This window comes from Marinobacter lutaoensis, from assembly GCF_001981305.1.
GTDB lineage: Bacteria > Pseudomonadota > Gammaproteobacteria > Pseudomonadales > Oleiphilaceae > Marinobacter > Marinobacter lutaoensis.
The window spans coordinates 480,276-504,027 of sequence record NZ_MSCW01000007.1; the positions used below are offsets into that span (position 1 = coordinate 480,276).

The 23,752-nt window shown below is 65.1% G+C and carries 28 protein-coding genes and 1 other RNA gene; 17 read left to right on the plus strand and 12 right to left on the minus strand.

Going from position 1 to position 23,752, the window contains the following annotated elements; all coding sequences use genetic code 11:
* Positions 1 to 3: 3 nt before the first annotated feature.
* The 5 genes from msrB to BTO32_RS11870 all read right to left on the minus strand — a co-directional run bounded on the left by msrB (position 4) and on the right by BTO32_RS11870 (position 5,454).
* Positions 4 to 1,257: a peptide-methionine (R)-S-oxide reductase MsrB gene (gene msrB, locus BTO32_RS11850; RefSeq protein WP_084206838.1), complete on the minus strand. Its 1,254-nt coding sequence runs from the start codon at positions 1,255 to 1,257 to the stop codon at positions 4 to 6.
* Between the two features lie 92 nt (positions 1,258 to 1,349).
* Complete coding sequence (locus BTO32_RS11855; RefSeq protein WP_076724828.1) at positions 1,350 to 2,852, minus strand: sensor histidine kinase; 1,503 nt, start codon at positions 2,850 to 2,852, stop codon at positions 1,350 to 1,352.
* Between the two features lie 3 nt (positions 2,853 to 2,855).
* On the minus strand, positions 2,856 to 3,557 hold the full coding sequence (locus BTO32_RS11860) for a response regulator transcription factor (protein ID WP_076724829.1): 702 nt from the start codon (positions 3,555 to 3,557) through the stop codon (positions 2,856 to 2,858).
* 36 nt (positions 3,558 to 3,593) lie between these two features.
* Complete coding sequence (locus BTO32_RS11865) at positions 3,594 to 3,905, minus strand: hypothetical protein (RefSeq protein WP_076724830.1); 312 nt, start codon at positions 3,903 to 3,905, stop codon at positions 3,594 to 3,596.
* A gap of 184 nt (positions 3,906 to 4,089) precedes the next feature.
* Positions 4,090 to 5,454, minus strand: coding sequence for a WS/DGAT domain-containing protein (locus BTO32_RS11870; RefSeq protein WP_084206839.1), 1,365 nt, complete (start codon positions 5,452 to 5,454; stop codon positions 4,090 to 4,092).
* A 337-nt stretch (positions 5,455 to 5,791) separates the two neighbouring features.
* Between BTO32_RS11870 and BTO32_RS11875 the strand changes: the two genes are divergently transcribed.
* On the plus strand, positions 5,792 to 6,715 hold the full coding sequence (locus BTO32_RS11875; RefSeq protein ID WP_076724832.1) for an alpha/beta fold hydrolase: 924 nt from the start codon (positions 5,792 to 5,794) through the stop codon (positions 6,713 to 6,715).
* Between the two features lie 6 nt (positions 6,716 to 6,721).
* Here BTO32_RS11875 and BTO32_RS11880 read toward each other — a convergent pair whose 3' ends face one another.
* Positions 6,722 to 7,000, minus strand: coding sequence for a polyhydroxyalkanoic acid system family protein (locus BTO32_RS11880; RefSeq protein WP_076724833.1), 279 nt, complete (start codon positions 6,998 to 7,000; stop codon positions 6,722 to 6,724).
* A 115-nt stretch (positions 7,001 to 7,115) separates the two neighbouring features.
* Here BTO32_RS11880 and ubiE point away from each other — a divergent pair, with 115 nt between their 5' ends.
* The 9 genes from ubiE to BTO32_RS11925 all read left to right on the plus strand — a co-directional run bounded on the left by ubiE (position 7,116) and on the right by BTO32_RS11925 (position 13,251).
* Positions 7,116 to 7,907: a bifunctional demethylmenaquinone methyltransferase/2-methoxy-6-polyprenyl-1,4-benzoquinol methylase UbiE gene (gene ubiE, locus BTO32_RS11885; protein WP_076724834.1), complete on the plus strand. Its 792-nt coding sequence runs from the start codon at positions 7,116 to 7,118 to the stop codon at positions 7,905 to 7,907.
* Positions 7,907 to 8,548 (plus strand): ubiquinone biosynthesis accessory factor UbiJ, encoded by a 642-nt coding sequence (locus BTO32_RS11890; protein WP_076724835.1) that lies wholly within the window; start codon positions 7,907 to 7,909, stop codon positions 8,546 to 8,548. The genes ubiE and BTO32_RS11890 overlap by 1 nt, the downstream gene beginning before the upstream one ends.
* The gene (gene ubiB, locus BTO32_RS11895) at positions 8,545 to 10,188 is read left to right on the plus strand and encodes a ubiquinone biosynthesis regulatory protein kinase UbiB (RefSeq protein WP_076724836.1); all 1,644 of its coding nucleotides are present in this window, start codon (positions 8,545 to 8,547) and stop codon (positions 10,186 to 10,188) included. The genes BTO32_RS11890 and ubiB overlap by 4 nt, the downstream gene beginning before the upstream one ends.
* Before the next feature lie 30 nt (positions 10,189 to 10,218).
* Positions 10,219 to 10,635 carry a phosphoribosyl-AMP cyclohydrolase gene (hisI, locus tag BTO32_RS11900; RefSeq protein WP_076724837.1) on the plus strand — a complete coding sequence of 139 codons (417 nt, stop codon included), beginning with the start codon at positions 10,219 to 10,221 and terminating at the stop codon, positions 10,633 to 10,635.
* A gap of 11 nt (positions 10,636 to 10,646) precedes the next feature.
* Positions 10,647 to 10,976 (plus strand): phosphoribosyl-ATP diphosphatase, encoded by a 330-nt coding sequence (locus BTO32_RS11905; protein WP_076724838.1) that lies wholly within the window; start codon positions 10,647 to 10,649, stop codon positions 10,974 to 10,976.
* A gap of 87 nt (positions 10,977 to 11,063) precedes the next feature.
* Entirely contained in the window at positions 11,064 to 11,300 is a 237-nt protein-coding gene (gene tatA / locus BTO32_RS11910) for a Sec-independent protein translocase subunit TatA (RefSeq protein ID WP_076724839.1), read from the plus strand.
* A gap of 12 nt (positions 11,301 to 11,312) precedes the next feature.
* Positions 11,313 to 11,753 carry a Sec-independent protein translocase protein TatB gene (gene tatB, locus BTO32_RS11915; protein WP_076724840.1) on the plus strand — a complete coding sequence of 147 codons (441 nt, stop codon included), beginning with the start codon at positions 11,313 to 11,315 and terminating at the stop codon, positions 11,751 to 11,753.
* Positions 11,750 to 12,535, plus strand: a complete 786-nt coding sequence (tatC, locus tag BTO32_RS11920) for a twin-arginine translocase subunit TatC (protein WP_076724841.1) — start codon at positions 11,750 to 11,752, stop codon at positions 12,533 to 12,535. Before tatB ends, tatC begins: the two co-directional genes overlap by 4 nt.
* Complete coding sequence (locus BTO32_RS11925; protein WP_076724842.1) at positions 12,532 to 13,251, plus strand: 16S rRNA (uracil(1498)-N(3))-methyltransferase; 720 nt, start codon at positions 12,532 to 12,534, stop codon at positions 13,249 to 13,251. Before tatC ends, BTO32_RS11925 begins: the two co-directional genes overlap by 4 nt.
* Positions 13,252 to 13,258: 7 nt before the next feature.
* Here BTO32_RS11925 and BTO32_RS11930 read toward each other — a convergent pair whose 3' ends face one another.
* The 5 genes from BTO32_RS11930 to BTO32_RS11950 are packed head-to-tail and all read right to left on the minus strand — an operon-like array spanning position 13,259 to position 18,704.
* Positions 13,259 to 14,194: a DUF808 domain-containing protein gene (locus BTO32_RS11930; RefSeq protein WP_076724843.1), complete on the minus strand. Its 936-nt coding sequence runs from the start codon at positions 14,192 to 14,194 to the stop codon at positions 13,259 to 13,261.
* Positions 14,195 to 14,221: 27 nt separating this feature from the next.
* Positions 14,222 to 15,481 carry a UbiH/UbiF/VisC/COQ6 family ubiquinone biosynthesis hydroxylase gene (locus BTO32_RS11935; RefSeq protein ID WP_175618662.1) on the minus strand — a complete coding sequence of 420 codons (1,260 nt, stop codon included), beginning with the start codon at positions 15,479 to 15,481 and terminating at the stop codon, positions 14,222 to 14,224.
* Complete coding sequence (gene ubiH / locus BTO32_RS11940) at positions 15,468 to 16,751, minus strand: 2-octaprenyl-6-methoxyphenyl hydroxylase (protein ID WP_076724844.1); 1,284 nt, start codon at positions 16,749 to 16,751, stop codon at positions 15,468 to 15,470. The genes BTO32_RS11935 and ubiH overlap by 14 nt, the downstream gene beginning before the upstream one ends.
* A complete protein-coding gene (pepP, locus tag BTO32_RS11945) occupies positions 16,748 to 18,073 on the minus strand; it encodes a Xaa-Pro aminopeptidase (protein ID WP_076724845.1) in 1,326 nt (441 codons plus the stop codon). Before pepP ends, ubiH begins: the two co-directional genes overlap by 4 nt.
* A gap of 31 nt (positions 18,074 to 18,104) precedes the next feature.
* Entirely contained in the window at positions 18,105 to 18,704 is a 600-nt protein-coding gene (locus BTO32_RS11950; protein WP_076724846.1) for a UPF0149 family protein, read from the minus strand.
* A gap of 147 nt (positions 18,705 to 18,851) precedes the next feature.
* Between BTO32_RS11950 and BTO32_RS11955 the strand changes: the two genes are divergently transcribed.
* Positions 18,852 to 19,499 (plus strand): ZrgA family zinc uptake protein, encoded by a 648-nt coding sequence (locus BTO32_RS11955; protein ID WP_076724847.1) that lies wholly within the window; start codon positions 18,852 to 18,854, stop codon positions 19,497 to 19,499.
* A gap of 7 nt (positions 19,500 to 19,506) precedes the next feature.
* On the opposite strand, the gene BTO32_RS11960 is transcribed toward BTO32_RS11955, so the two are convergent.
* Positions 19,507 to 20,013, minus strand: coding sequence for a DUF3299 domain-containing protein (locus BTO32_RS11960; protein ID WP_076724848.1), 507 nt, complete (start codon positions 20,011 to 20,013; stop codon positions 19,507 to 19,509).
* 71 nt (positions 20,014 to 20,084) lie between these two features.
* Between BTO32_RS11960 and BTO32_RS11965 the strand changes: the two genes are divergently transcribed.
* The 6 genes from BTO32_RS11965 (at position 20,085) to BTO32_RS11990 (ending at position 23,580) form a co-directional block, all read left to right on the plus strand.
* A complete protein-coding gene (locus BTO32_RS11965) occupies positions 20,085 to 20,807 on the plus strand; it encodes an ABC transporter ATP-binding protein (RefSeq protein ID WP_076724849.1) in 723 nt (240 codons plus the stop codon).
* Positions 20,797 to 22,068, plus strand: a complete 1,272-nt coding sequence (locus BTO32_RS11970; protein WP_076724850.1) for an ABC transporter permease — start codon at positions 20,797 to 20,799, stop codon at positions 22,066 to 22,068. The genes BTO32_RS11965 and BTO32_RS11970 overlap by 11 nt, the downstream gene beginning before the upstream one ends.
* A gap of 101 nt (positions 22,069 to 22,169) precedes the next feature.
* The gene (locus BTO32_RS11975) at positions 22,170 to 22,376 is read left to right on the plus strand and encodes a TIGR02449 family protein (protein WP_076724851.1); all 207 of its coding nucleotides are present in this window, start codon (positions 22,170 to 22,172) and stop codon (positions 22,374 to 22,376) included.
* Entirely contained in the window at positions 22,376 to 22,672 is a 297-nt protein-coding gene (locus BTO32_RS11980) for a cell division protein ZapA (RefSeq protein WP_076724852.1), read from the plus strand. Before BTO32_RS11975 ends, BTO32_RS11980 begins: the two co-directional genes overlap by 1 nt.
* A 51-nt stretch (positions 22,673 to 22,723) precedes the next feature.
* A non-coding RNA gene (ssrS, locus tag BTO32_RS11985) (6S RNA) lies at positions 22,724 to 22,904 on the plus strand.
* Positions 22,905 to 22,908: 4 nt separating this feature from the next.
* A complete protein-coding gene (locus BTO32_RS11990; protein ID WP_076724853.1) occupies positions 22,909 to 23,580 on the plus strand; it encodes a 5-formyltetrahydrofolate cyclo-ligase in 672 nt (223 codons plus the stop codon).
* The last annotated feature ends 172 nt before the right edge of the window (positions 23,581 to 23,752 follow it).

Genomic DNA, 23,752 nt, shown 5'->3' on the forward strand with positions numbered 1-23,752 from the left:
GCCTCAGCCGCGCCCAGCCGGTGGTACAGCGGACGGCTCGGCTTCCGTGGTGTCACCGGCGTGTTCATCCGCGGCTACCCCGGCGCCTGAATGCCCGCCGCTCACCCGGTCGATGTACTGGCCATAGCCCTCGGCGGCCATATCCTCCAGCGGGATGAAACGCATGGCCGCGGAGTTCATGCAATACCGCAAACCGGTGGGAGCGGGACCGTCATTAAAGACGTGACCCAGGTGGGAGTCGGCGTACCGGCTGCGGATTTCGGTGCGGGTCATGAAGAACGACGCATCCGTTCTCTCGACCACCGCATCCGGTGTAATGGGCCGGGTGAAACTGGGCCAGCCGGTGCCGGATGAGTATTTGTCCCGTGATGAGAACAGGGGCTCACCGGAAACGATATCCACGTACAGGCCCACCCGCTTGTTGTTCCAGTAGGGATTGTCGTAGGGCGGCTCTGTGCCCTCCTCCTGGGTCACCTCGTACTGCAGCTCCGTCAGTGTCTCCCGGAGCGTCTGATCGTCCGGTTTGGTGAAGGTATCCGGATCGAATCCCATGCCGCCCGACGGGGCGTCCCCGGTGTCGGGTTTGAAGCGGGAGAAGTCCAGCTCGTAGTCTTCACCATACACGCTCTCAATGAACTGGTAGCGACCCGAATTGAACGTATAGAAGCGGTACCGGATGGGGTTTTTCTTGTAATAGTCCTGGTGGTATTTCTCCGCAGGCCAGAACGTCTTCAGCGGTGCAATCTCCACCACCACCGGCTTGTCATAGAGGCCGGACGCCTGCAGCTTCGCCTTCGCCGCTTCGGCCTGCCGCTTCTGGGACGCGTTATGGTAGAAAATCACCGGCCGGTACTGTTTGCCACGATCCACAAACTGACCATCGGCATCGGTCGGATCCATCATTCTCCAGAACCCCTGCAGCAACCCCTCATAGGTTATTTTCGTGGGATCGTAGTAGACCTGCACGGACTCGGTATGGCCGGTGCCGCCCGATGAAACCGCCTCGTAGGAGGGATGGTCCACTTGGCCACCGGCGTAGCCGGACACGGCCTCGACCACGCCGGGAATTTTCTCAAACCCGGCTTCTACGCACCAGAAGCAGCCTCCGGCGAAGGTCGCCACGGCCAGATCCGGATTGTCCGGCGCAAACGCCGTGTCAGCAGCTGAACCTTTTTCGGCTGAAGCCTGAAAGGCCCCTACCGACGCGGCGAGGGCCACCATCAGGGTGAGCGCCGCCGCTATCATTCCGCGTTTCATAAACACCTCCTCTGATCATTCGATACGATCAGGCTACCGCTGAGGTTTCACAAAACCGTTCTTCGTTTATCACGAATCGATCACGGCGCGGATCATGTCTCCCCACCGGGGGGCGTCCTGTCGGCCGCGGGCAACCAGATCCGAAACTCGGCACCGCCCTCGGGCCGGTTAGCGACGGAAATACGCCCCTCCTGAAGCCCGGCCAGCCGCTGGGCAATGGCCAGCCCCAGTCCGGCATGGTGGCCAGCCTGCGATCGGGTGCTGCCTTGAAAGAAAGGCTCGAAAATGTGATCCATCTGGTCCGGCGCAATCCCGGGACCGTCGTCCAGCACGGAGACACTCACACCGGGAGTGTCGGCACGGACCGACAATGTCACGGCCTTCCCCGGCGGAGAATGGCGGATGGCATTTCCAATCAGGTTGTCCAGAACCCGCTCACACAGCGCGATGTCCGCCATTGCCCGAACCGGAGCCATGTCCCCCAGGCGCAGGGTGACGCCCGCGCGCTCGGCCTCCGGCTGATGTTTCTGAACCACATCGTGTACCAGTTCCGCCATCACAAACGGTTCGGGCCGTGCATGCTTCTCCCGGGCTTCCAGGGCCGCCAGCTCAAACAACTCGTCCACCAGCCGGGCCAGCCGGCGACTCTCTGACAGGGCAACCGCAACGAAACGCCGCTGCTCGGCCGGGGGCAGGCTGTCCTGTTTCAGCTTCAACGCTTCCAGGTAGCCCTGGATCGAGGCCAGCGGGGTGCGCAGGTCATGGGAAACCTGCGCCACCAGCTGCCGACGCTGGTGATCCTTGTCCTTCAGCAGTTCCAGCTGGGCCACAATGCGCTGTGACATCTGATCAAACCGGGCGGACAGGTAATCGATGTCGTCCCCGGCCACCGGGCCGTCATCGCCGGCGGCGGATACGGCCGTTCCCACGTCTGCCTCGAAGGCCTCGACCCGCTCGGTCAGGCGGGACAGCCGGCGGGTCAGGAGGCGGAAAAACAGCAACCCCGCCAGCAGGCCGACAAACAGGCTCACCGCCAGGGCGCCCGCCCCCATCTGCAACAACTGGTGACTGTGGACCATGCTTTCGGCCAGGTCGTATTCCTCGCCTCGCAGGACCACGTACAGGTAACCGGTGGGGTGGGCTTCGGATGGCACCGGCGTGACCGAGAACACCTTCCGGCGATCATGACTGCGGGGGTCATCACCGAGCAAGGGAAACGCCGTCGGATCGCTGAGAAGTGCGCGGATCGGCCCCAGCGATACCCGCTTGCGCTTGATCTTGTCGGGGTCCGCCGAGTAGGAGAGGATACGGCCATCGGCATCCAGCAAATAGATTTCGATGCTCGGATTGATGGTCATATACAGCTCGAAGAGCGTTTTCAGTGCGTCCCGGTTCAGCCGGCCGTCGGTCACCAGATTGCGATCCGACACCAGGTTCCGGGCCAGGTCCCGGTTGAGCGCCTGATTCACCGCCGCGGTGTACTCCCGCACCGAATACAGGCTCAGAAGGGTAAACAGCGCGCCGACGGTCACCAGCAGCAGAAAGAGGGCCAGTGCCAGGCGGCCGTACAGTGTTCGCAACATCGGTCGAGCCATGGGTCAGTCCATGAACCGATAGCCGACGCCCCAGACCGTCTGAACGAAATGCGGATCGGCCGGATCGGCCTCGATCTTGTTGCGGAGGCGGTTGATGTGGGTGTTCACGGTGTGTTCGTAGCCGTCGTGGTTGTAACCCCAGACGGCGTCCAGCAGCTGGGCCCGGCTGAACACCCGGCCCCGGTGACGGGCAAAATACCAGAGCAGATCGAATTCCCGGGCGGTCAGTTCCACTTCCTGCTCCCGGACAAAGACCCGCCGTCGAACCGGGTCAATGCGTAGCCCGTCGACGACGACCTCTTCGGTTTCCGGCGCAGTTGCCCCCCGGGCGGCGAGCGCGTCCACCCGCCGGAACAGGGCCTTGATCCGGGCGGCCAGCTCAGCCACGCTGAACGGCTTGGTGAGGTAGTCATCGGCCCCCATTTCAAGCCCCAACACCCGATCCAGCTCGGTACTTTTGGCGGTGAGCATCAGCACCGGCACGTAATCCTGGCCGGCGCGGATGTCACGGCACACCGCCAGTCCGTCCATGCCGGGCAACATCAGATCGAGGATGACCAGGTCAATGCCGCCCCGTCGAAAACGGGCAAGCCCCTGCTCGCCGCTGTCCACCAGGACAGGCTCCAGGCCCAGATCCACCACCTGCATACGTACCAACTCGCCGATACCGGGATTGTCCTCAATGATCAGTACGGTTCGTGTCATGGTCTCCCCGGCCCCGGTGGCCCGTTCCGAATGACGTTACTTCATGGTGTCCTTGTCCATGGTTCCCTGATCCATGGACATGGTGTCCTTCTTCATGGCATCCATGCCCGGATCGGACATGGCCCCCTCTTTCATACCCTGCCCCATGTCATCGGCCATGTCATCTTTCTTCATGTCATCCATTCCCTGATTCATGGGCGCGTCTGACATTCCCTCGTGTTTCATGGTGTCGTCAGACATTCCCTGGTGTGTCATGGTGTCATCGGCCATTCCCATGTCGTCCGCCAAGGCCAAGCTCGCCGAGCAGCTCAGCAAAACAATCGCGCACATCCGGTTCAGCACATTCATGATGGTCTCTCCGTGTCATTCACAAGATTGGGTGGTTGCCCCACCCGACACGGAGCAGTATCCCGATCAGGACTCACAAGCCGGTCACGCCTTGTTAAAAAATCCATCGCGGAAATATCACAGAACAGTCACGCCCGCAGGCCCGGCGTGACAGACGGTGGGACGGTGGAAAGACGGGCAAGGGTTACCCCCCCGCTTCCAGGCGGTCCAGTTCATGCAGGCAATCCTGGAGGAAACCCTCCAGCTCCAGATTCAGGGCTTCGTCCGCCACCACCCCGAACTGCACCTGGCCGGCGTAGCTGACGATTCCCAACCCCAGCCCCTGCTCCCCGGCCTGCGGCACCCAGAACATCTGCTCGGTCACCCGGCAGCCGGCCAGATAGCGCGGCTCGGCGGTGCCGGGCACGTTGGAAACCACCAGGGACGCCTTGCGGCAGAAGGCGTCGACGATGGGCGAGCGCAGGCTGTCCGGCAGCAGCGGGGCACAGGCGCTCAGGCCCCAGGCCACCAGGGGTTGAGTGCTGGCCTTCAGGCGCCGGGTTTCCTGCTTGATCCGGTAAAGCCGCTCCAGGGGCGACTCGCCGTCCACCGGCAGCGGCACGAACAACGTACCGAAACCGTTGCCCAGGTTGCCCGGTTCGGGGCACAGCTCAGCGGGCAGGCGCTGCCTCAGATCCACCGGCACCGCCGCATGCAAACAGGCTCGATGGCGCGCCCCGCGGGTCAAACCCAGCCGGGGGGCCAGCGCCGCGGTGACACAGCTGAGCAGCACGTCGTTGATGGCGGTCCGGGTGGTGCGGGCGATGCCCCAGAGTCGCGCCAGCGGCACCGGTGCCGACCAGTGGCACTGCCGGCGCCCCAGCAGCGGGCGACGCAGCGGGCTTGGGGTGTCCTCGGCTTCCACCAGCAGACCGGTGAAGTCGTGGGTCAGCCGCACACCGGCCCGGCGCCACAGCCCCAGGGTATGACCGGCCCGCCCCAGGGCCTCTGCCAGCGCGCCGTCACCGACGTTGTCGCCGACCGCGCTGGCCAGCGACGACAGCCAGCCCTCGGCGGCCCCCAGCCAGCGTCCGAACCCGTCCCGCTCGGGCGCGCCATACAACGCGGGCGGCTGGCGCGGCGACGCCGGACACAGGCGCTCGAACAGCCCCCGAAGGGACAGACCGTCGGCATAGCAGTGGTGCATCCGCAACACCAGGGCGGCGCCCCCCTCGGCGTTCGGCGCCAGCCAGAACTTCCACGACGGCCGGAACAACGGCAGTGGTTCATTCAGGCGGGCCGAGACCCAGCTCCGGAGCTGATCCGAAGTGAACCGGTCGATCACCACCTCCAGATGGCGCAGGGGGTCGAAGTCGGGATCGCGTTGCCAATACCAGCCGGCGGTCCGGCGCACCGGCTGGTACCGGAAACGTTCCCAGGCGCTCCAGTACACCGCGAGGAACTCCCGGAAGCGCGGTGCGGTCAGCCCTTGAACCCGCAGCATGACCGTAATGATCATCGGGTTTTCCGGACGTTCCAGCGCCAGCCAGGCTGAATCCGCGGGCAGCATGAGATGCGAGGGCTCTTGACTCAAACCAGCAGGTCCCCGGAGGTCAGAAAAGCGGATGATAGGTAGAAACCGAACTCGGCATTGTGCCAGACAAGCCCGGCGGGCTCCATATGACGCCGGGCCACCCCTGATTACAAAACGTTACACGTGAACAGGGGTTCAGCCTTATACTGGCGAAAGACGACCCCGGCGTTGCCGCTGCCGGTTGGCTGTGGATGTGCGAATTCGGCGCATCCAGCGCCAATCCATGCCGGCCCCGATGGCGATACAACGGGGACAGGCCAGCACCACGAGACCAACAAGAAACCGAAAAACGTGCTGGCGGGGAGGGCTGAGTATGAAAGCGAGTCACATTCGCAAGCTGATCAAGCCGATCGAGAGCGCCTACTCGGAGATGTTTTCCGGCCGGGTTTACCGTGTCGGCAAGGGCGCCGTTTCGGTGCGCAACCACAGTGGCGAGGCCCTGCATACCGTCATTGCCGTGCACGGTTTCCTGGAAAACCACTGCTACTTCACCCAGGCCTACGAGGAAGCCACCACCGAGCTGATCCTGCTGACCTGCAGCAACTACCACATCCCGGTCAACGGCGTGACGCCGGAAAACCCGGACTGGGAAGTTCCGATCAAGCATCTGGAAGGCACCATCGAGTACGACGCCTGCATCCTCAACCAGGCGCTGGCCAACCTGCCCAGCGCCGAGCATGTCCGGGTGCATGGCCACTCCCGGGGCGGCGCCGTGATTCTCGAGGCAATTCGCCAGCGCCCGGAACTCTACGAACAGGTCGAGGTGGTGCTGGAAGCCCCGGTTCTGCCCCAGGGGCGGCTGCACGCCCTGGTGACCATGCTGCTGGAGCCGATCAGCCACGGCATGTGGCCCTGGCTGATCCGGCTGATCAATAGCGCGCCCCACTCCGCCTACGGCCAAACCTTCTTTGGCAAGATGAATCCGCGCAAGAAACAGCTGCTGAGCAAACTGTTCTCGGCCACCCAGGATCATCTGACCATCGTGCGCAACATCGAGAACATCATGGACTGGATGAGCCGCACCGACACCTCGGTGTACCAGCACATCCGCCACGGCACCTTTCTCATTCCCGCGGTGGACCGCATCCTGGACCGCTCCGCGATGCTGGCGAGCGCGCGCCAGAGCCCGACCACCATGCGCATCGTGGAGACCAAAGCGCCCAGCCACTTCATTACCCTGGACAGCAAGGAGTGGATCCCCGGCTTCGCCGCCCTACCGGCGGCGGCCCAGGGCTAATTCCGGTCAGGCGCCCAGTACCTGATCCAGCTGACTGTGGATCTCCTGCTCGATCCGGTGCTTGAACGGGCGCAGCATCAGCCCCAACTCCAGGCGGACGTGCAGGTCATCCGAGGTCAGGGTCAGTTCGCCCTTGACGCCACTGCGCCGGAACCTCATCACATCCCCCTCCCACTGGTACTGCACATCAAACTGCCGTGACAGGTCCTGGGCCAGGGTCTCCGCGACTTGGCGGGCATGCTCCTTATCCAGGGCGTGGCTGCGGTGGACATCGATAACGGCCATGGATCGGTTTTCTCTTCCCCAACGAAACGGATTTAGAGTGTAAAGCGGGAATAAGCTTGTCGCCACCCCGGCAGCCGTTAGAATACGGGATTCAGATTCTGACAGGACACCAGCCATGAGCGAGCAACCGACGCCCGTCAAACCGGACAACGCCTCAGGCGCCCAGGAAGAAATCACCCATTTTGGCTTCCGCAACGTGCCGAAAAGCCAGAAGGCCCGGGAGGTCGCGCAGGTCTTCCACAACGTGGCCAGCAAGTACGACCTGATGAACGACCTCATGTCGATGGGCATTCACCGGCTCTGGAAGCGCTTCACCATCGAGCTGTCCGGTGTCCGCCCGGGCCACCAAGTGCTGGACATCGCCGGTGGCACCGGTGACCTGACCATGAAGTTCTCGGACCTGGTCGGCCCCGGTGGCCGGGTGGTGCTGGCGGACATCAACGCTTCCATGCTGCAGGTAGGCCGGAGCCGCCTGGTGGACCGGGGCTATGTTGGCAATATCGAATATGTACAGGCGGACGCCGAACACCTGCCGTTCCCGGACAACAGCTTTCACGCCGTGTCCATTGCCTTCGGGCTGCGCAACGTCACCGACAAGGATCAGGCACTGCGCGACATGACCCGGGTGCTCAAACCCGGCGGCAAGCTGATGGTGCTGGAGTTTTCCAAACCCACCAACCCGCTGCTGAGCAAGGCCTACGACCTGTACTCCTTCAACGCCCTGCCCCTGATGGGCCAGCTGGTGGCCGGCGACAGCGAAAGCTACAAGTACCTGGCCGAGTCCATCCGCATGCACCCGGATCAGGAAACCCTCAAGGGCATGATGGCAACGGCCGGGCTGGTGCAATGCCGCTACTACAATATGACCGGCGGCATCGTCGCCCTGCACGTGGGAATCAAGCCCTGATGTTCCCCGGTCCCACCCTGACCGCCGCCACCACCGCCATTGTCGAGGCCGCCCTGAACCGCGCCCTGGCGCTGGACCCGGCCGGGCGTGAGGCGCTGCGGCAGGCGCTGACGGGGCCGGTGCTGGTCAGCCTCACCGCGCCCCTGTCACTCACCTACGCTCTGGAGTGGGTGGCCGACTCGGTTCAGGTCCGTAGCCAGCCGTCCGGACCGCCGGCCCTGGCCCTGCGCGGCCGGCCGGTGGCCCTCGCGGCCCTGGCTCTGGGCGATGACCGGGTGTTCCAGGACGGCCGGCTGGAGGTCGAGGGCGACATGGCTCTGGCACACCAGCTGCAGCGGGCCCTGCGCCGGCTCAATCCGGACTGGGAGGCGGCCATGGCTCGCCAGTTCGGCGATGTACCGGCCCACTTCATTGGCCGGCGCATCCGCAATGCCGTCCGATGGAGCCGCCAGGCCACCCAGGCCATGACCGCCAACATCGAGGAATACGTCCACGAGGAGCGCCGGGCTCTGCCCGGCCGGCGTGAGCTGGAGGCCAGCTTCGCCGACATCGACGACCTGCACCTGCGCGCCGAGCGCCTGGAAGCCCGGCTGCGCCACCTGGAAGACCACGGATCGACAGACACGCCGGAGACCCCGTGACCCGCCTCAGACGCCTGTTCCGCATTACCTGGGTATTCTGTCGCTACCGGCTCGACACCTTCCTGCCGGTGGCGGACCTGCCCGTGCCACTGAAGCTGCTGTTCCTGCTCGCGCCCTGGCACCTGTTCCCACGCCCCCGGCTCAGCCGCGGTGACCGGCTGCGGCGGGCACTGGAGGAGCTGGGACCGGTGTTCGTCAAGTTCGGGCAGATCCTGTCGACCCGGCGGGATCTGCTGCCAGACGACATGGCCGAGGCACTCAAGCAGCTCCAGGACCGGGTCCCACCGTTCCCCGGCGACACCGCCCGGCAAATCATCGAACGCGCCCTGGGCCAGCCGGTGTCGGAACTGTTCGCCGAGTTCTCCGCCGAACCCATGGCCTCGGCTTCGGTGGCCCAGGTCCACGCCGCCACCCTGCACGACGGTCAGCAGGTGGTGGTGAAGGTCCTGCGCCCGGGCATTGAGCGGGTGATCAACCAAGACCTGTCGCTGATGTACCTGCTGGCCCGCCTGCTGGAACGCTACTGGTCCGAGGGCCGGCGCCTGCGCCCGGTGGAGGTGGTCGCCGACTACGACGCCACCATCCACGACGAACTGGACCTGCAGCGCGAAGCCGCCAATGCCAGCCAGCTGCGGCGCAATTTCGAAGGTTCGCCGCTGATCTACATCCCCCAGATCGACTGGCACTACACCCGTCGCTCGGTCCTGGTGATGGAGCGCATCCACGGCATCCCGATCGCCGATGTCGACGCGCTCCGGGCCGCCGGGGTGAACATGAAGGTACTGGCGGAAAAAGGGGTGGAAATCTTCTTCACCCAGGTCTTCCGGGACAGTTTCTTCCACGCCGACATGCATCCGGGCAACATCTTCGTGGACGTACGCAACCCGGCCGACCCGCGCTACATTGCCGTCGACTTCGGCATCGTCGGTACCCTGGCCCCGGACGACCAGAGTTATCTGGCCCGGAACCTGCTGGCGTTTTTCCGCCGGGACTACCGACAGGTGGCGGAACTGCACATCCAGTCCGGCTGGGTTCCGCCGGACACCCGGGTCAACGAGTTCGAGGCGGCCATCCGTACCGTGTGCGAACCCATTTTCGAGCGCCCGCTCAAGGACATTTCCTTCGGCCACTTCCTGCTAAGGTTGTTCCAGACCGCCCGACGCTTCAACATGGAGGTGCAGCCGCAGCTGGTGTTGCTGCAGAAAACCCTGCTCAACGTCGAGGGACTGGGCCGGCAACTGTACCCGGAACTGGACCTGTGGAGCACCGCGCAACCGTTCCTGGAAGACTGGATGCGCAAGCGCATCGGCCCCGGCGGCCTGCTGAAGAGCCTGCAGTCGCATCTGCCCTCGTGGCTGGAGCAGTCGCCGGAAATGCCACAACTGGTGCATGATGCCCTGTTGCAGCTGCGTCAGTCCGGGCCGTCGGACCCTCGCAGCCGGGCCACTCTGGCGTTCCTGGAAGCCCAGCAGGCACGCTCGGAACGGCGCTGGCGCCGAACAACCCTGGCAGCCGTGCTGCTGGCCGCGGCCCTGTTGGGCGGCGAACCGGAAACACGCCTCTGGCTCGCCCAGGCACCGGCCTGGAGCTGGGCCCTGATGGCCGGAGCCGCGGCCCTGCTGCTACGGGCAGGGCGATAATTCACCGAAACGGATTCAGGATTCACAGAAATGCAAGATAGCTCCGCTAACGTCGACACCCCTGACTGGTTGAACGCCATCCGCTGGAACGCCGATGGTCTCATCCCCGCCATTGCCCAGGACGCCGAAACCGGTGATGTCCTGATGATGGCCTGGATGAACCGGGAATCGCTCCGACTGACCGCCGAGGAAGGCCAGGCGGTCTACTGGTCCCGTTCCCGGGGCGCGCTCTGGCGCAAGGGGGAAACGTCCGGGCACCAACAGGTGGTGAAGGACATCCGACTGGACTGCGACGAGGACGTCATCCTGCTCAAGGTCGAACAAAAGGGCGGGATTGCCTGTCACACCGGCCGGCGCAGCTGCTTTTACCGGTCCCTGCAGGACGGTCGCTGGGTTACCATGGACCCGGTCATCAAGGACCCGGACGCCATCTACGGTAACCACTGAAGGAGCTGCCCGTGAGTGATGTACTGGAACGCCTGGCACGGGTGCTGGAAGCACGCAAGAACGCCGACCCGGAAAAGTCCTATGTCGCCAGCCTGCACGCCAAGGGTCTGAACAAGATCCTGGAAAAAGTGGGCGAGGAGTGTACCGAAACCCTGCTGGCCGCGAAGGACGCCGAACGCAGCGGCGAAAGCCGCGATCTGGTCTATGAAACCGCTGATCTCTGGTTTCACAGCTTGGTCATGTTGTCTCACCTTGGCCTGGGACCGGACGACGTGCTGGCCGAGCTGGATCGGCGCTTCGACCTGTCGGGACTGGAAGAAAAGGCCTCGCGAACGCGCTGACGGTCCCGGCAACGCCGGGGTTTCCGCCAAGCGGTTGCGGTGGCGTACAATGTCACTGAATCGACACACTTGAACGAGGACCCCCGAATGGGTATCAGCATCTGGCAACTTCTCATCGTGCTCGGCATCGTGATCCTGCTGTTCGGAACCAAGAAACTGCGCAACATCGGCAGTGACCTGGGCGGTGCCATCCGTGGCTTCAAGAAGTCCATGAACGAGGAAGAAGAGGCACCGGCCAAGCCGAAACCGGACAACCTGGAGAACAAGTCCGCCACCGACACCGCTGCGGCGGAAGACAAGCCCCAGGAAAAGAACCACGGCTGAGGCCCTGTCTGAATGTTCGATATCGGCTTTCTTGAGCTGCTGATCTGTGCCGTCATCGCCCTGCTGGTGCTGGGCCCCGAGCGGCTGCCCACGGCCGCGCGGGCGGCCGGGCGCTGGGTTGGCATGGCGCGCCGGATGGTCAACCAGTTCAGCTCGGAACTGGAACGCCAGCTCAAGGCCGAGGAACTTCGCCAGGAGCTCCGCAAGGCCGGCGACGTGGGCCTGGAGGATGTCCAGAAGACCGTCAAGGACGCGCTGGCCGAAGCCCGTAAGTACGAACACATGATCCTGCCCGAGGGGCAGACCCGCCCGCCGCGGCCCGCCCCGGCCACCCGCCGGACGCCGTCGGCTGCGGACACCCCCAAGGCCACCGACACCGGGCCGGACGAGCCGGCACGGGATACCCCCCAGAGCAACGAGCCGCCCTCCGGCTCACCGGAACACCGTTCATGACCCAGCACTCCGAGGGCACACCCAGCGCTCCCGAATCCCAGGAAATGACGTTGATCGAGCACCTGCTCGAGTTGCGCAGCCGCCTGCTGAAAATGGTGCTGTCGGTGGTGGTCTGTTTCGCTGCCATCTATCCCTTCGCCAACGAGCTCTACCTGTGGCTGAGCGAGCCGCTGCGGGCGCTGCTGCCGGTGGGTCAGACCATGATCGCCACCGATGTCACTTCCCCGTTCTTCGCGCCGCTGAAACTGGCGCTGGTGGTGTCGGTGTTCGCCGCCATTCCGATCATTCTGTACCAGCTCTGGCGGTTCGTCGCACCGGGCCTGTACCGCCATGAAAAGCGCCTGGCGTTCCCGCTGCTGTTTTCCTCGGTGCTGCTGTTCTACGCCGGCGCCGCCTTTGCCTACTATGTGGTGTTCCCGCTGGTGTTCGGCTTCTTTACCGCCATTGGCCCGGAAGGCATCGTCGAGCTGCCGGACATCAGCAGCTACCTCAACTTCGTGCTGAAAATGTTCTTCGCCTTCGGCGTGGCTTTTGAGATACCCATCGCCACCGTGCTGCTGGTGCTTACCGGGGCCACTACACCGGACAGCCTGGCCGCCAAGCGCCCCTATGTGGTGGTGGCCTGCTTTGTCATCGGCATGCTGCTGACGCCGCCGGACATCATCTCCCAGACCCTGCTGGCGGTGCCCATGTGGATCCTGTTCGAGATCGGCATCCTGTTCAGCCGGCTGGCCCGCCGTGAAATCCACCAGGATGCGCCCGAGGAACCGACCGGCGAATGAACCTGGCACTGCTGTTCGACGACGACTTCATCGCCGAGGACCGCGCCCGCCTGACCGGCCGGCGCCTGGCACACCTGCGTTCCGTGCTCAAGGCCGGTACCGGCGACCAGGTTCCGGTGGGCCGGGTCAACGGCCGCATGGGCATGGGCGAGGTCCTGCGCCTGAGCGACACCGAGGCGGAGCTCCGGGTGCAACTGACGCAGCTCCCCCCGCCCGCGCTGCCGCTGACCCTGGTACTGGCCATGCCCCGGCCGAAAATGTTCCGGCGGGTGCTGCAAACCTGCGCCTCCCTGGGGGTCAAGGACCTGTGGCTGATCCACAGTTACAAGGTGGAAAAAAGCTTCTGGCAGACCCCCTGGCTGAGTGAACCGCACCTGCGGGAGAACCTCACGCTGGGGCTGGAGCAGGCCCGGGACACGGTGATGCCCCGGGTGCAGGTCCGCCAGCGCTTCAAACCCTTTGTCGAGGACGAACTGCCCGGGCTGCTGGCCGGTCGCCAAGGCTGGGTGGCCCACCCGGGCACGGCCACCCCCTGCCCGGTGCATGTCAACGCACCGGCGCTGCTGTGCATCGGTCCGGAGGGAGGATTCACCCCCTATGAGGTAGGTAAGCTGGAAGAGGCCGGTTGTCAGGGGGTGCACCTGGGCCCCCGCATTCTGCGGGTGGAAACGGCGGTGCCGGTGCTGGTGAGCCGGCTGTTCGACGCCTGCCGCTAGTGCCCGGTTACCCACCGTCCTGGGGCTTGCCAGCACCGGAACGCCGTGCCCACCACCGGCCCAGGGGCGTCAGCAACAGCACCAACCCGCCTCCGGCGAGCACCCCGAACACCCCGTTCCCCAGGGTCTGAGCCAGTCCCGCCGCGCCCTCCAGGGGCGCCGACAAATGCTGGATTGCCTCGTGCACCGGTGCCAGGCCGTGGCTGAGGATGCCGCCGCCCACCAGGAACATTGCCGCTGTGCCAAGCACCGACAGGGTTTTCATCAGGTACGGGGCCAGCCACAGAATACCCCGTCCCAGGCGCTGGGCCAGGGCACTGTCGCGGCGGCTCAGGTACAGGCCGCCGTCATCCAGCTTGACGATGCCGGCCACCAACCCATACACCCCCGCAGTAATCAGCAGGGCCACCAGTGCCAGCACCAGGAACTGTTCGACCAAGGGCTCGCCGGTGACGGTGCCCAGGGTAATGGCGATGATTTCCGCCGACAGGATGAAATCGGTGCGCACCGCGCCCCGGATCTTCTGCCGCTCCAGGGTTCTCAGGTCGGTTTCCGGGTGGGCCAGGGCCTGTTTCAGCTCACTCTGGTGGGCGGCGTTCTCCCCGGCATGCAGCCAACGGCCGGCCAGTTTTTCGAACCCTTCGTAACATAGAAAGGCGCCGCCAACCATCAGCAGCGGCGTCACCAGCCAGGGTACGAACACGCTGATCGCCAGGGCCGCCGGTACCAGAATCGCCTTGTTCACCAGGGATCCCTTGGCCACCGCCCAGACCACCGGCAACTCCCGTGCCGCACGCACGCCGGTCACCTGCTGGGCATTGAGTGCCAGATCATCCCCCAGCACGCCGGCGGTTTTCTTGGTGGCGGCCTTGGTCATCAGCGAAACATCGTCCAGCAGGGTGGCGATGTCATCAATCAGGGCCAGCAAACTGCTTGCGGCCATGGTTCCTTCTCCTGACGGTTCAGCGGGTTATCGGGGAATCCAGGGGCTGCCCAGCCCCATGGCCTCGGCGGCCAGCCGGTGCTTGAGCGGCCCGAGCCGGTCCAGCCAGCGCAACCCGGCGTTGCGGAGCCAGCGTACCGGCAGTTCGTCGCGGGCGAACAGCTGCTTGAACCCTTCCATGGTGGCCATCATGGCCAGGTTTTCACCTTTTCGGCGGCGCTGGTAGCGGGCCAGCAGCAGCGGGTCCGCGGGCGACAGGCCCAACTCCCGGGCTCGGGCCAGCTCGTCCAGCAGCACGCCGACGTCACCATACCCCAGGTTAGCGCCCTGGCCCGCCAGCGGGTGGATGGTGTGGGCGGCATCGCCCACCAGCGCCAGACCGTCTGCGACGTAGTCCTTGGCGTGACGCTGGCGCAAGGGGAACGCAAAGCGCCGGGACACCGCCTCGACCGGCCCCAGGGTGTACTCGAACGCCCGCTCCAGTTCACACTGGAAGGCCTCGTCCGGCAACGCCATCAAACGCCGGGCGGCGTCGGTATCCTGGGACCAGACGATCGAACAGAAGCGATCATCCCCCTGCTCGCTGACCAGTGGCAGAAACGCCAGCGGGCCAGTGGCGGAAAACCGCTGCCAGGCGGTCATCCGGTGCGGGTGGACGGTGCGCACGGTACAGACAATGGCATCCTGGTCGTAGTCCCACTCTCGGGTGGGCAACCCAGCCCACTGACGCAGGCGGGAGTGGGCCCCGTCGGCCCCCACCACCAGTCGGGCGGTCAACCGGCGACCGTCGGCCAGAGTCAGCCCCTGGGATGACGACCAGCCAGCCACCTGTACCCCGTCCAGCAGGGTCAGGGTCCGGCAGCCGAGCAGGCCGTGCCACAGGGCCCGGACGATGTGTCGGTTCTCCACCAGGGTGCCCAGCGCCGGCGCTTGCAGATCTCCGGCGCTGAAGTGGATGCGGCCCGTGCCGTCGCCGTCCCAGACCACCATGTCCTGATACCGGCAGTGGCGTCCGGCCAGTACCCCGGACCAGGCGCCCAGGGCTGTCAACAGGGCCTCGCTGGCCAGGGAGAGGGCGCTCACCCTGGGCTCGAAATCCGACACATCACGGGCCGGCGGCGGTTCCGCCAGCACCGACGCCCGCGTATCGCCTTCCACCAGTGCAACCTGCCAGCCCTGTTGCGCCAGTCCGAGCGCCAGGGCCGAACCCACCAAGCCGGCACCGACGACGATCACGTCGAAATCCGTGTCCCGGACGGAGCCGGTCAGGGCCCTAGCGGTCGTCATGGTATACCTCCCTGCCGGTTCGGCCGGCGTTTCCGAAGAACGGGCGCCGGCCGCCCAGGCCCATGGCCTGGCGGACGAACCAGCGCTTGGCCGGTGGCAGCAGGTCCAGTCCCACCAGACCGGCATCACGGGCGCCGGCCAGTGGCGCCGGAGCCGGACCGAACAGCCGGATCAACGAGTCGGAAAAGTACACGGTCTTCAGCCAGTCCTGTCGGTGCTGGCGCTGGTAGGCAGCCAGCACCGACAGCTCACCGATGTCCCGGCCCTGGTCCACCGCCCGGCGGAACTGTTCGACCAGGGTCATCAGGCCCCGCAGCGCCAGGTTGAAGCCCTGACCCGCCACCGGATGCAGGGCATGGGCGGCGTTTCCGATCAGGGCCACCCCCGGGCGCACCGGTTCGTCCACCGTCACCAGCTTGAGCGGGTAATGGCTGCAGGCCCCGATCCGGGTGAAACGCCCGAGCCGCCAGCCAAAGCGTTCCTGAAGGCGGCGGCATTTGTCGTCATCGGGCAATGCCAGTACCTCCGCCAGATTGCGGTCGTCCAGGGTCCAGACCAACGCCGACTGATGCCCGGCCCGTGTCGGCGAGCCGTGCGGCAACAAGGCCATGGGGCCAGATTCGTCGAAACGCTCGTAGGCGGTAAAGCGGTGCGGCTCCGAGGTGGAGACATTGGCGATCAGGGCGTTCTGGCCATAGTCCTCAGTGCGGGTGCGAAATCCCAGCGTTTCCCGCAGGCCGGAGCGGCCACCGTCAGCCACCACCAGACAGCGACCGGTGACCACCTGGTCCCGGCCCTCGCGCCGGACCGTCACGGCAACGCCCGTCGGGGCCGGCACCAGCCCACGCACCTCGGCCGGCGCCAGCCAGCGCACCGGTGTCTCCCGCAGAGCCGCGACCAGACACAGGCCCATCCAGCGGTTGTCGGCGACATAGCCCAAGGCATCCTGTCGGTGGTCCTCGGCGTGCAGGCGGGTGGCGCCGAAACGCCCCCGGTCGGACACGTGGATATGCCGGATCGGTGTGGCATGTTCGGACAACGCCGGCCACAGCCCCAGCTGCTCAAAGATCAGCCGGGAGCCCCAGGCCAGCGCGGTGGAACGGGCGTCGTAGCTGGGCTGGTAGTCGTCCGGTGCGGCATCCGGAGCCAGTGGATGGTTCTCCACCACGGTCACCCGCAGCTCCGGCACCAGCCGGGATACCGCCAGCGCCAGGCTGGCGCCGGCCAGGCCGCCACCAGCGATGATCAGATCCGTCTCGACAGGGGTCACGATCCGTCCGCCATCAGGGCTTCAATATCGGCGATGGTCTTGGGCGCGTCGTCGGTCAGCACCCGGCAGCCGTCGCGGGTTACCACCACGTCGTCCTCGATGCGGATGCCGATCCCCCGCCACTTCGCATCCACGTCGGTGTTGTTCGGGGCGATGTAGAGCCCGGGCTCTACCGTCAGCACCATGCCCGGCTCCAGCTGACGCCAGGCATCGCCCACCTTGTAGTCGCCGACGTCGTGCACATCCAGGCCCAGCCAATGCCCGGTACGGTGCATGTAAAAAGGCTTGTAGGCTTCCTGCTCGAGGGCGTCGTCCAGCGAACCGGACAACAGGCCGAGATCGAGCAGCCCCTGAGTGAGCACCCGTAGGGCCGCCTCGTGCGGATGGTTCCAGTGGTTGCCCGGGCGCACGGCATCGATCGCCGCGTACTGGGCCGCCAGCACCACCTCGTACAGCGCCTTCTGTTCAGGGCTGAAGCGACCGTTGACCGGGAATGTCCGGGTGATGTCCGAGGCATAGCACTCCAGCTCGCAACCGGCGTCGATCAGGACCAGGTCACCGTCCCGGAGCGGCGCTCGGTTCTCAATGTAGTGCAGGATGCAGGCATTGGCGCCACTGCCGACGATGGACGGATAGGCGGTGTCCCGGGCGCCATGCTCCATAAAGGTGTGGATCAGTGCCGCCTCGAGGTGATACTCGTAGCCGCCCCGGCGGGCCCGGCGCATGGCGTTGCAGTGCGCCTCGGCACTGATTTTTCCGGCCCGGGCCATGACCCGGATCTCGGCGGGACTCTTGTACAGCCGGAGGTCGTGCAGCAGATGATCCAGCGCCACGAATTCCCCCGGCGGGTGGGCACCGGTGCGAACCTTGCTGCGCAGAGTTTTGACCCACTCCATCACCCGCTGGTCAAAACCCGGATCCCGGCCCAGGGGATAGTAGATCCGGCTGCGCCCCTCGATCATGCCCGGCAGGATGTCGTCGATGTCCGAGATCGGGAAGGCGTCATCCAGGCCGTGGCGCTCAATCGCCCCTTCCGGACCACAGATGTAACCGTCCCAGAGCTCCTTCTCCGGATTGCGCTCACGACAGAACAGCACCGCCTCGCCGTGGGCCCGCCCCGGAATCAACGCCAGCACCGCCTCCGGCTCGGCAAAGCCGGTGAGGTAGTGGAAGTCGCTGTCTTGGCGGAACGGGTGCAGCACGTCCCGGTTGCGCACCCGTTCCGGCGCACCCGGCAGAATGGCAATGCTGTCCGGAGCCATGCGTTCCATCAGCTTGCGGCGCCTTTCGGCAAATTCCTTGATGGGTATCATCGATGACATAGCGTCTCCCGTATCGGCCCGTTCCCGTTAGTTAGTGCAGGGTCCGGCCATCGGCGGCCGGCGCCTCCGGCGGATTGAACTCAGTAAATACGGCCAGTGCGCCCAAGCGGACATACTCGGTGATTTCCAGCAATTGATGCTCGCTGTCCTCGTCGGCCTCCTCATCCTCGGACAGTTGGCTGATCGCCACCATGTCCTCGATCAACTCCCGGATCTCCTCCGGAGCCTGACCAAGGGAGGCACCGGCCGACAGTGCCATGCCGTCGAGAAAACCCCGGACCCAGGCGACCAGGGCTTCCAGGCGCTGGTTCAGGGCGTAGTCGTCGTCCGGCAGCAGTGGGTGGAAACTCAGATCGGCCGATTGCAGCAGGGCCAGGGTTTTCTGGTACGCCTGATTCATGAACGGCGCCAGATCCGAGGACGCCTCGGCAGCCTGTTCGGAAAGGCCCATATGCTCGCACACCATGGCCAGCCACTCCGCTTCATCGATTCGAGCCCCGGTGGCCAGACGGCCGCACAGGAGACCATGCAGTTCCGAGGGGTGGCTGAAGGCTTGGTGGGCCGTGAAAACGTTCGCCCAACGCTCAAATTCGGCCGCGCGGGCGGCGGACGCAGTGTCGGATTCTGACATGAACCTAGACAACCCCATGTATTGGTGAGTGAAGCCTCTATCCTAGCATTGAGGCCGCATCAAGGCACTGGACTTGCCCGTTTGTCTCTCCTCTCGCAGCCCGAGAAAAATATGTTATAACGTACCAAACCTAATCGGAGACCTCGTATGAAACACCCCATCCACCGACGCTCCTCGCTGTTCCTGGCCTTGCTGCTGCCGGCAACCGCCGCCAGCGCTGCGGACAATCTGGCCGCACACCAGCACGGGCATGGCGAACTGTCCCTGGCGATCGACGGTACCCGGATCGACCTGTTGCTGGAAACGCCCGCCCACAACTTGCTCGGCTTTGAACACGCACCGCAAACCGAGGCCCAGCGCCAGGCACTGGCCCGGGTGAAAGCGTGGCTGTCGGAAACCCCCTTGGTGAACACCGCCTCGGCCAGCTGCGTGATCCGCGAAGGATCGGTGCACCAGATCCAAGGGGTTCATGGGGCGGATGAGCCTCATGATCACGATCACGATCACGATCATGACCACGACCACGACCACGACCACGACCACGACCACGACCACGACCACGACCACGACCACGACCACGATCATGACGGTGAAGCTCACGAACACCACCATTCTGAGTTCGAGGTCAGCCAAACCCTGGACTGCCCGGAGCTGGCCGATACCGACGAGCTGACCACGCCGCTGATGACCGATACCGAGCACATGGACGAGCTGTCCGTCCAGTGGGCCGGCGACCGGGGCCAAGGCGCCACGCGCCTGACCGGCAAGGATCGCCGCATCACGCTGGGCCGGTGAGGTTCCGCTATTGTTCGTAGGGGGTCACCTTGTCCGCCACCATAGAATAGGACGAGGTGCCGACCGCGTGCTCGGTTCGCTCGATCTTCAAGGTGCCCTCGACCCAGATGGGGTCGAACAGGGCCTCCAGATAAAAGCCGGGGGCGTAGGTGACGTGGATGATCTGATTCGGTGGCGGCGGCGGCACGTGAATACACGCGCCGTAATAGGGGACCAGGAAGAACTCCAGGATCTTCATGTCCTGTGTGGTTTTCAGGGGCACCACGAAGCCGGGAATACGGCCCTCGACATTGGCCATTTCCGGCACCACCCGACCGGTCATGATCTCATCCGGCAGCAGGGCCGGGCCGTCGCCCTCGTGCACGATTTCTGGCATATTCTCGAGCAACGCGAGGTCCTCCGCGGGCATCAGCTCCAGCCAGTCGATTTCACGGAGCTCGGCGGTAACCGGCAACGCCGTCAGACAAAACAACCACACGAACAGCGGGCGCCAAACACGGCGAACGGACATCATCACGAACCTCTGCCAGTAACATCCGGGGACAGCAAACCCCGCCATCTTACACCGTACGCGCGGCGACCAACATGACTGAGACGCAAGATACCGCACCGGCACCGGCTGAGCCACCAGCGCCGGCCCTGCGAACACGGGACCTGAGCTTCCGCTGGCAGCCTGACCAGCCCAGACTCCGGTTTCCGGACCTGGAACTGCCCCGGGGCGAGCACCTGTTCCTGCAGGGGGCCAGCGGCAGCGGCAAGAGCACCCTGCTCGGCCTGATCTGCGGCCTGCAGCGCCCCGATACGGGCCAAATTCAGGTGTTGGACCAGGATCTGGGGCAGCTGCGGCGCGGCGCCCTGGACCGATTCCGGGCGAACCATCTGGGGATCATTTTCCAACAGTTCAACTTGGTGCCCTACCTGAGCGCACTGGCCAACGTCACCCTGCCCTGTCGGCTGTCGCCCGAGCGCCGGGCTCGGGCTCTCCCGGCCCCTGAACCGGCTGCCCGGGCCCTGCTGAAACAGCTTGATATCCCGGAAGACCACTGGCACCGCAAAGTCACCGGCCTGTCCATCGGCCAGCAGCAACGGGTGGCCGCGGCCCGGGCGCTGATCGGGGCGCCGCCGCTGATCCTGGCCGATGAGCCCACCTCTGCCCTGGATACCGACAATCGGGATCGGTTCCTCGACCTACTGCTGGGGCTGGCGCGGGAACACCGCATCGCGGTGGTGTTCGTCAGCCATGACCCAAGCCTCGGTCACCACTTCCATCACCACGTCCGCCTCGGGAGATCGCACCATGAACGCTAGGCTAGCCCTGGACTTGGCCCTGGCCAGCCTCTGGCACCGGCGCCGCGTGCTGGCCCTGGCCTGCCTGACCCTGACCCTGAGCGTGAGCCTGCTGTTGGGCATCCAATACCTGCGTACCGAGGTCCGGCACACGTTCACCAGCACCATCAACGGCACCGACCTGATCGTCGGTGCCCGCAGCGGCCCCCTGAACCTGCTGCTTTACACGGTGTTCCATATCGGCAACGCCACCAACAACATCCGTTGGTCCACCTTCCAGGCGCTCGAAGCCGACGACCGCATCGACTGGCTGGTCCCCATCTCCCTGGGCGACAGCTACCGGGGCTATCGGGTGGTCGCCACCGACCGGCGCTTTCTGGATCATTTCCGCTACGGCCAGGATCAGCCGCTGCGCCTGGCAAGCGGCCACTGGTTCAGCGACATGTTTGACGTGGTGCTGGGCGCCAGCGTGGCCCGGGAACTGGGGCATCAGCTCGATGACCAGATCATCCTATCCCACGGCGGAGGCCGGACCAGCTTCGTCACCCATGCCGCCACGCCGTTTCGGGTCAGCGGCATTCTGGCCGCCACCGGCACCCCGGTGGATCAGGGGGTATACATCAGCCTGGACGGCATGGAAGCCATCCATGTCGGCTGGGAGTCGGGCATCGCCGCCCCCGGGCGCACCCTGACGCCGGAGCAGGCCCGCCAGCGCACGTTCACGCCGGGGGCCATCACCGCCATTTACATCGGCCTGAAGAATCCGGTGCTGACGTTCCGGGTACAGCGGGCAATCAACGAGTTCGAAGGCGAGCCCCTGAGTGCCATCCTGCCAGGAGTGGCACTCAGCGAACTCTGGCGCCTGATGGGCCAGTTCGAACGGGCACTGCTGGCGATCACCGGCTTCGTGGTGATCACCAGCCTGGCCGGCCTGGCCGCCGTGCTGCTCACACTCCAGGCACAACGGGCTCACGAGGTTGCCGTCCTCCGGGCCACCGGCGCGTCGCCGGCGCTGATCGGCGCGCTCCAGGTCATCGAGTGCGTGACCCTGGCCTTGGTATCCTGCGGCCTGGCCGTGGCGATCGGCGCCCTGACCCTGGCTCTGCTGTCCCCCTGGCTGCTGGACAGCTACGGCCTGAACCTGCGTCTGCGTCCTCTGGATCTGGCCGAATGGGGACTGCTGGCGGCCGTGCCGGTGGCGGCGCTGTTGGTTGGCCTGGTTCCTGCCCTGAGCGGCTGGCGACAGAGTCGGGCGGGCTGGGGCGGCGCCCGTCCCGGGTGACACCGGTCACGGACCCGGGCGATGACAAGCCTGTAAATTGACCGGGTTACGGTGCACACTTATAGTTAATCGCATTCACAACCACCAATGCTGGGCAGGTCATGGAACAGTCCGAAGTACAGGCATTAGCAGACAAGCTGGACAAGCTCATCGAGCGCTGCGAAAAACTGGAGCGCGACAATGCGATGCTGCGGGCGCTGCAGGATGACTGGAACCGGGAACGGGCCCAGCTGATGCACAAGAACGACCTGGCCAAGAACAAGATCGAAGCCATGATCGGCCGCCTGCGGGCACTGGAGCACCACTGATGTCTCAGAAATCCACCACCGTCGAGGTGAAGATTCTCGACAAGGAGTACCTGGTTGCCTGCCCGGAAGAAGAACGCGAGGCCCTGATCCGGGCGGCCAGGCACCTGGACGGCAAGATGCGGGAGATCCGCTCCAGCGGCAAGGTCTTCGGCGTCGAGCGGATCGCGGTGATGGCGGCCCTGAACATCACCCATGAACTGCTGGAGCGGGACTCCATGTCGGACGCCACCAGTGCCATCCTCAAGGCCATGGGCAGCAAGCTTGACCAGGCTCTCGGGGAAAACGGCAATCATTGATTACCGATCAGGTGTTGCAATCCGCCCCGGGGCTACCCGTATAATGGTCACAACTTCCTGGGCTGTTCGCGATGGTCGGATACGTCCTCGAGCCGATGCGCACTACCCAGGTGGCTACTTCAGGGCATTGTGAGCACGTCCCCGACGGGGAAAGCCTAATATGTCACAGCGGCCACCAACCTTGAACCTTGGGTTCAAGGGCCACATCCGATAACGGCAGCCCGGGAAGCTTTACCTTGAACACCTTTCCCCACCCTCGGTCCTTTGCGCCCCATCCCGATACTCTGGATCGCAGCCAGTTGCGCAAGCACCTGCGGAGTCTGCGCCGAGCCCTGTCGTTCGAGCAGCAGCAACAGGCGGCCGAGGCGCTGGCCCTGAACCTGCTGCGGCACCCGGACCTGTACCGGGCACGCCATGTCGCGGTGTACCTGCCCAACGACGGCGAGATTGATCCCCGGCCTTACGTCGACCTGGCCCGGCGCCGGGGCGTCCATTTCTACCTGCCGGTGCTGCACCCCATCCATACCGGCCGACTGGTGTTCAGCCCCTATGATGATGGTGTGGTATTACGACCGAACCGTTTCGGCATCCCCGAGCCCGAGTTCCGGCACGGCCTGCGCCGACCGGTCTGGGCCCTGGATGCGGTTCTGTTTCCGCTGGTGGGGTTTGACGAGCAGGGCGGGCGCCTGGGCATGGGCGGGGGCTTCTACGACCGGACGTTTGCCTTCAGCCGGCATCGGCCAAGACTGGCGCCCAAGCTGATCGGCCTGGCCCATGAGTGTCAGAAAGTGACGGCGTTGCCCATCGAACCGTGGGATGTGCCCCTGCACGGGGTGGTGACGGACCGGCGTTGTTACCGGTTCAGCACCGCCTCGCCGGCCGGAGCCCCCACGGTGACGGGCTCCTGATCGCGGGACGTGTCCTCGGATGCCTGGATCGATGTGAACCCGGTAATCACGAGACCGGCGGCAAAGATCAGCACAATGGCTTTGATGATGTCAGGCCTGCCGCCCATGGTCGTGATACCCTCGGATCAAGGTGGTTGGTAAACAGTCGGAAAATCAGCCAGCTATTCCGGCT

Excerpts from the sequence above, each read along its gene's own strand:
- msrB (WP_084206838.1), bottom strand. The coding sequence starts at position 1,257 with ATGAAACGCGGAATGATAGCGGCGGCGCTCACCCTGATGGTGGCCCTC.
- BTO32_RS11855 (WP_076724828.1), bottom strand. The coding sequence starts at position 2,852 with ATGGCTCGACCGATGTTGCGAACACTGTACGGCCGCCTGGCACTGGCC.
- BTO32_RS11860 (WP_076724829.1), bottom strand. The coding sequence starts at position 3,557 with ATGACACGAACCGTACTGATCATTGAGGACAATCCCGGTATCGGCGAG.
- BTO32_RS11865 (WP_076724830.1), bottom strand. The coding sequence starts at position 3,905 with ATGAATGTGCTGAACCGGATGTGCGCGATTGTTTTGCTGAGCTGCTCG.
- BTO32_RS11870 (WP_084206839.1), bottom strand. The coding sequence starts at position 5,454 with ATGCTGCCCGCGGATTCAGCCTGGCTGGCGCTGGAACGTCCGGAAAAC.
- BTO32_RS11875 (WP_076724832.1), top strand. The coding sequence starts at position 5,792 with ATGAAAGCGAGTCACATTCGCAAGCTGATCAAGCCGATCGAGAGCGCC.
- BTO32_RS11880 (WP_076724833.1), bottom strand. The coding sequence starts at position 7,000 with ATGGCCGTTATCGATGTCCACCGCAGCCACGCCCTGGATAAGGAGCAT.
- ubiE (WP_076724834.1), top strand. The coding sequence starts at position 7,116 with ATGAGCGAGCAACCGACGCCCGTCAAACCGGACAACGCCTCAGGCGCC.
- BTO32_RS11890 (WP_076724835.1), top strand. The coding sequence starts at position 7,907 with ATGTTCCCCGGTCCCACCCTGACCGCCGCCACCACCGCCATTGTCGAG.
- hisI (WP_076724837.1), top strand. The coding sequence starts at position 10,219 with ATGCAAGATAGCTCCGCTAACGTCGACACCCCTGACTGGTTGAACGCC.
- tatA (WP_076724839.1), top strand. The coding sequence starts at position 11,064 with ATGGGTATCAGCATCTGGCAACTTCTCATCGTGCTCGGCATCGTGATC.
- tatB (WP_076724840.1), top strand. The coding sequence starts at position 11,313 with ATGTTCGATATCGGCTTTCTTGAGCTGCTGATCTGTGCCGTCATCGCC.
- tatC (WP_076724841.1), top strand. The coding sequence starts at position 11,750 with ATGACCCAGCACTCCGAGGGCACACCCAGCGCTCCCGAATCCCAGGAA.
- BTO32_RS11925 (WP_076724842.1), top strand. The coding sequence starts at position 12,532 with ATGAACCTGGCACTGCTGTTCGACGACGACTTCATCGCCGAGGACCGC.
- BTO32_RS11930 (WP_076724843.1), bottom strand. The coding sequence starts at position 14,194 with ATGGCCGCAAGCAGTTTGCTGGCCCTGATTGATGACATCGCCACCCTG.
- BTO32_RS11935 (WP_175618662.1), bottom strand. The coding sequence starts at position 15,481 with ATGACGACCGCTAGGGCCCTGACCGGCTCCGTCCGGGACACGGATTTC.
- pepP (WP_076724845.1), bottom strand. The coding sequence starts at position 18,073 with ATGTCATCGATGATACCCATCAAGGAATTTGCCGAAAGGCGCCGCAAG.
- BTO32_RS11950 (WP_076724846.1), bottom strand. The coding sequence starts at position 18,704 with ATGTCAGAATCCGACACTGCGTCCGCCGCCCGCGCGGCCGAATTTGAG.
- BTO32_RS11955 (WP_076724847.1), top strand. The coding sequence starts at position 18,852 with ATGAAACACCCCATCCACCGACGCTCCTCGCTGTTCCTGGCCTTGCTG.
- BTO32_RS11960 (WP_076724848.1), bottom strand. The coding sequence starts at position 20,013 with ATGATGTCCGTTCGCCGTGTTTGGCGCCCGCTGTTCGTGTGGTTGTTT.
- BTO32_RS11965 (WP_076724849.1), top strand. The coding sequence starts at position 20,085 with ATGACTGAGACGCAAGATACCGCACCGGCACCGGCTGAGCCACCAGCG.
- BTO32_RS11970 (WP_076724850.1), top strand. The coding sequence starts at position 20,797 with ATGAACGCTAGGCTAGCCCTGGACTTGGCCCTGGCCAGCCTCTGGCAC.
- BTO32_RS11975 (WP_076724851.1), top strand. The coding sequence starts at position 22,170 with ATGGAACAGTCCGAAGTACAGGCATTAGCAGACAAGCTGGACAAGCTC.
- BTO32_RS11980 (WP_076724852.1), top strand. The coding sequence starts at position 22,376 with ATGTCTCAGAAATCCACCACCGTCGAGGTGAAGATTCTCGACAAGGAG.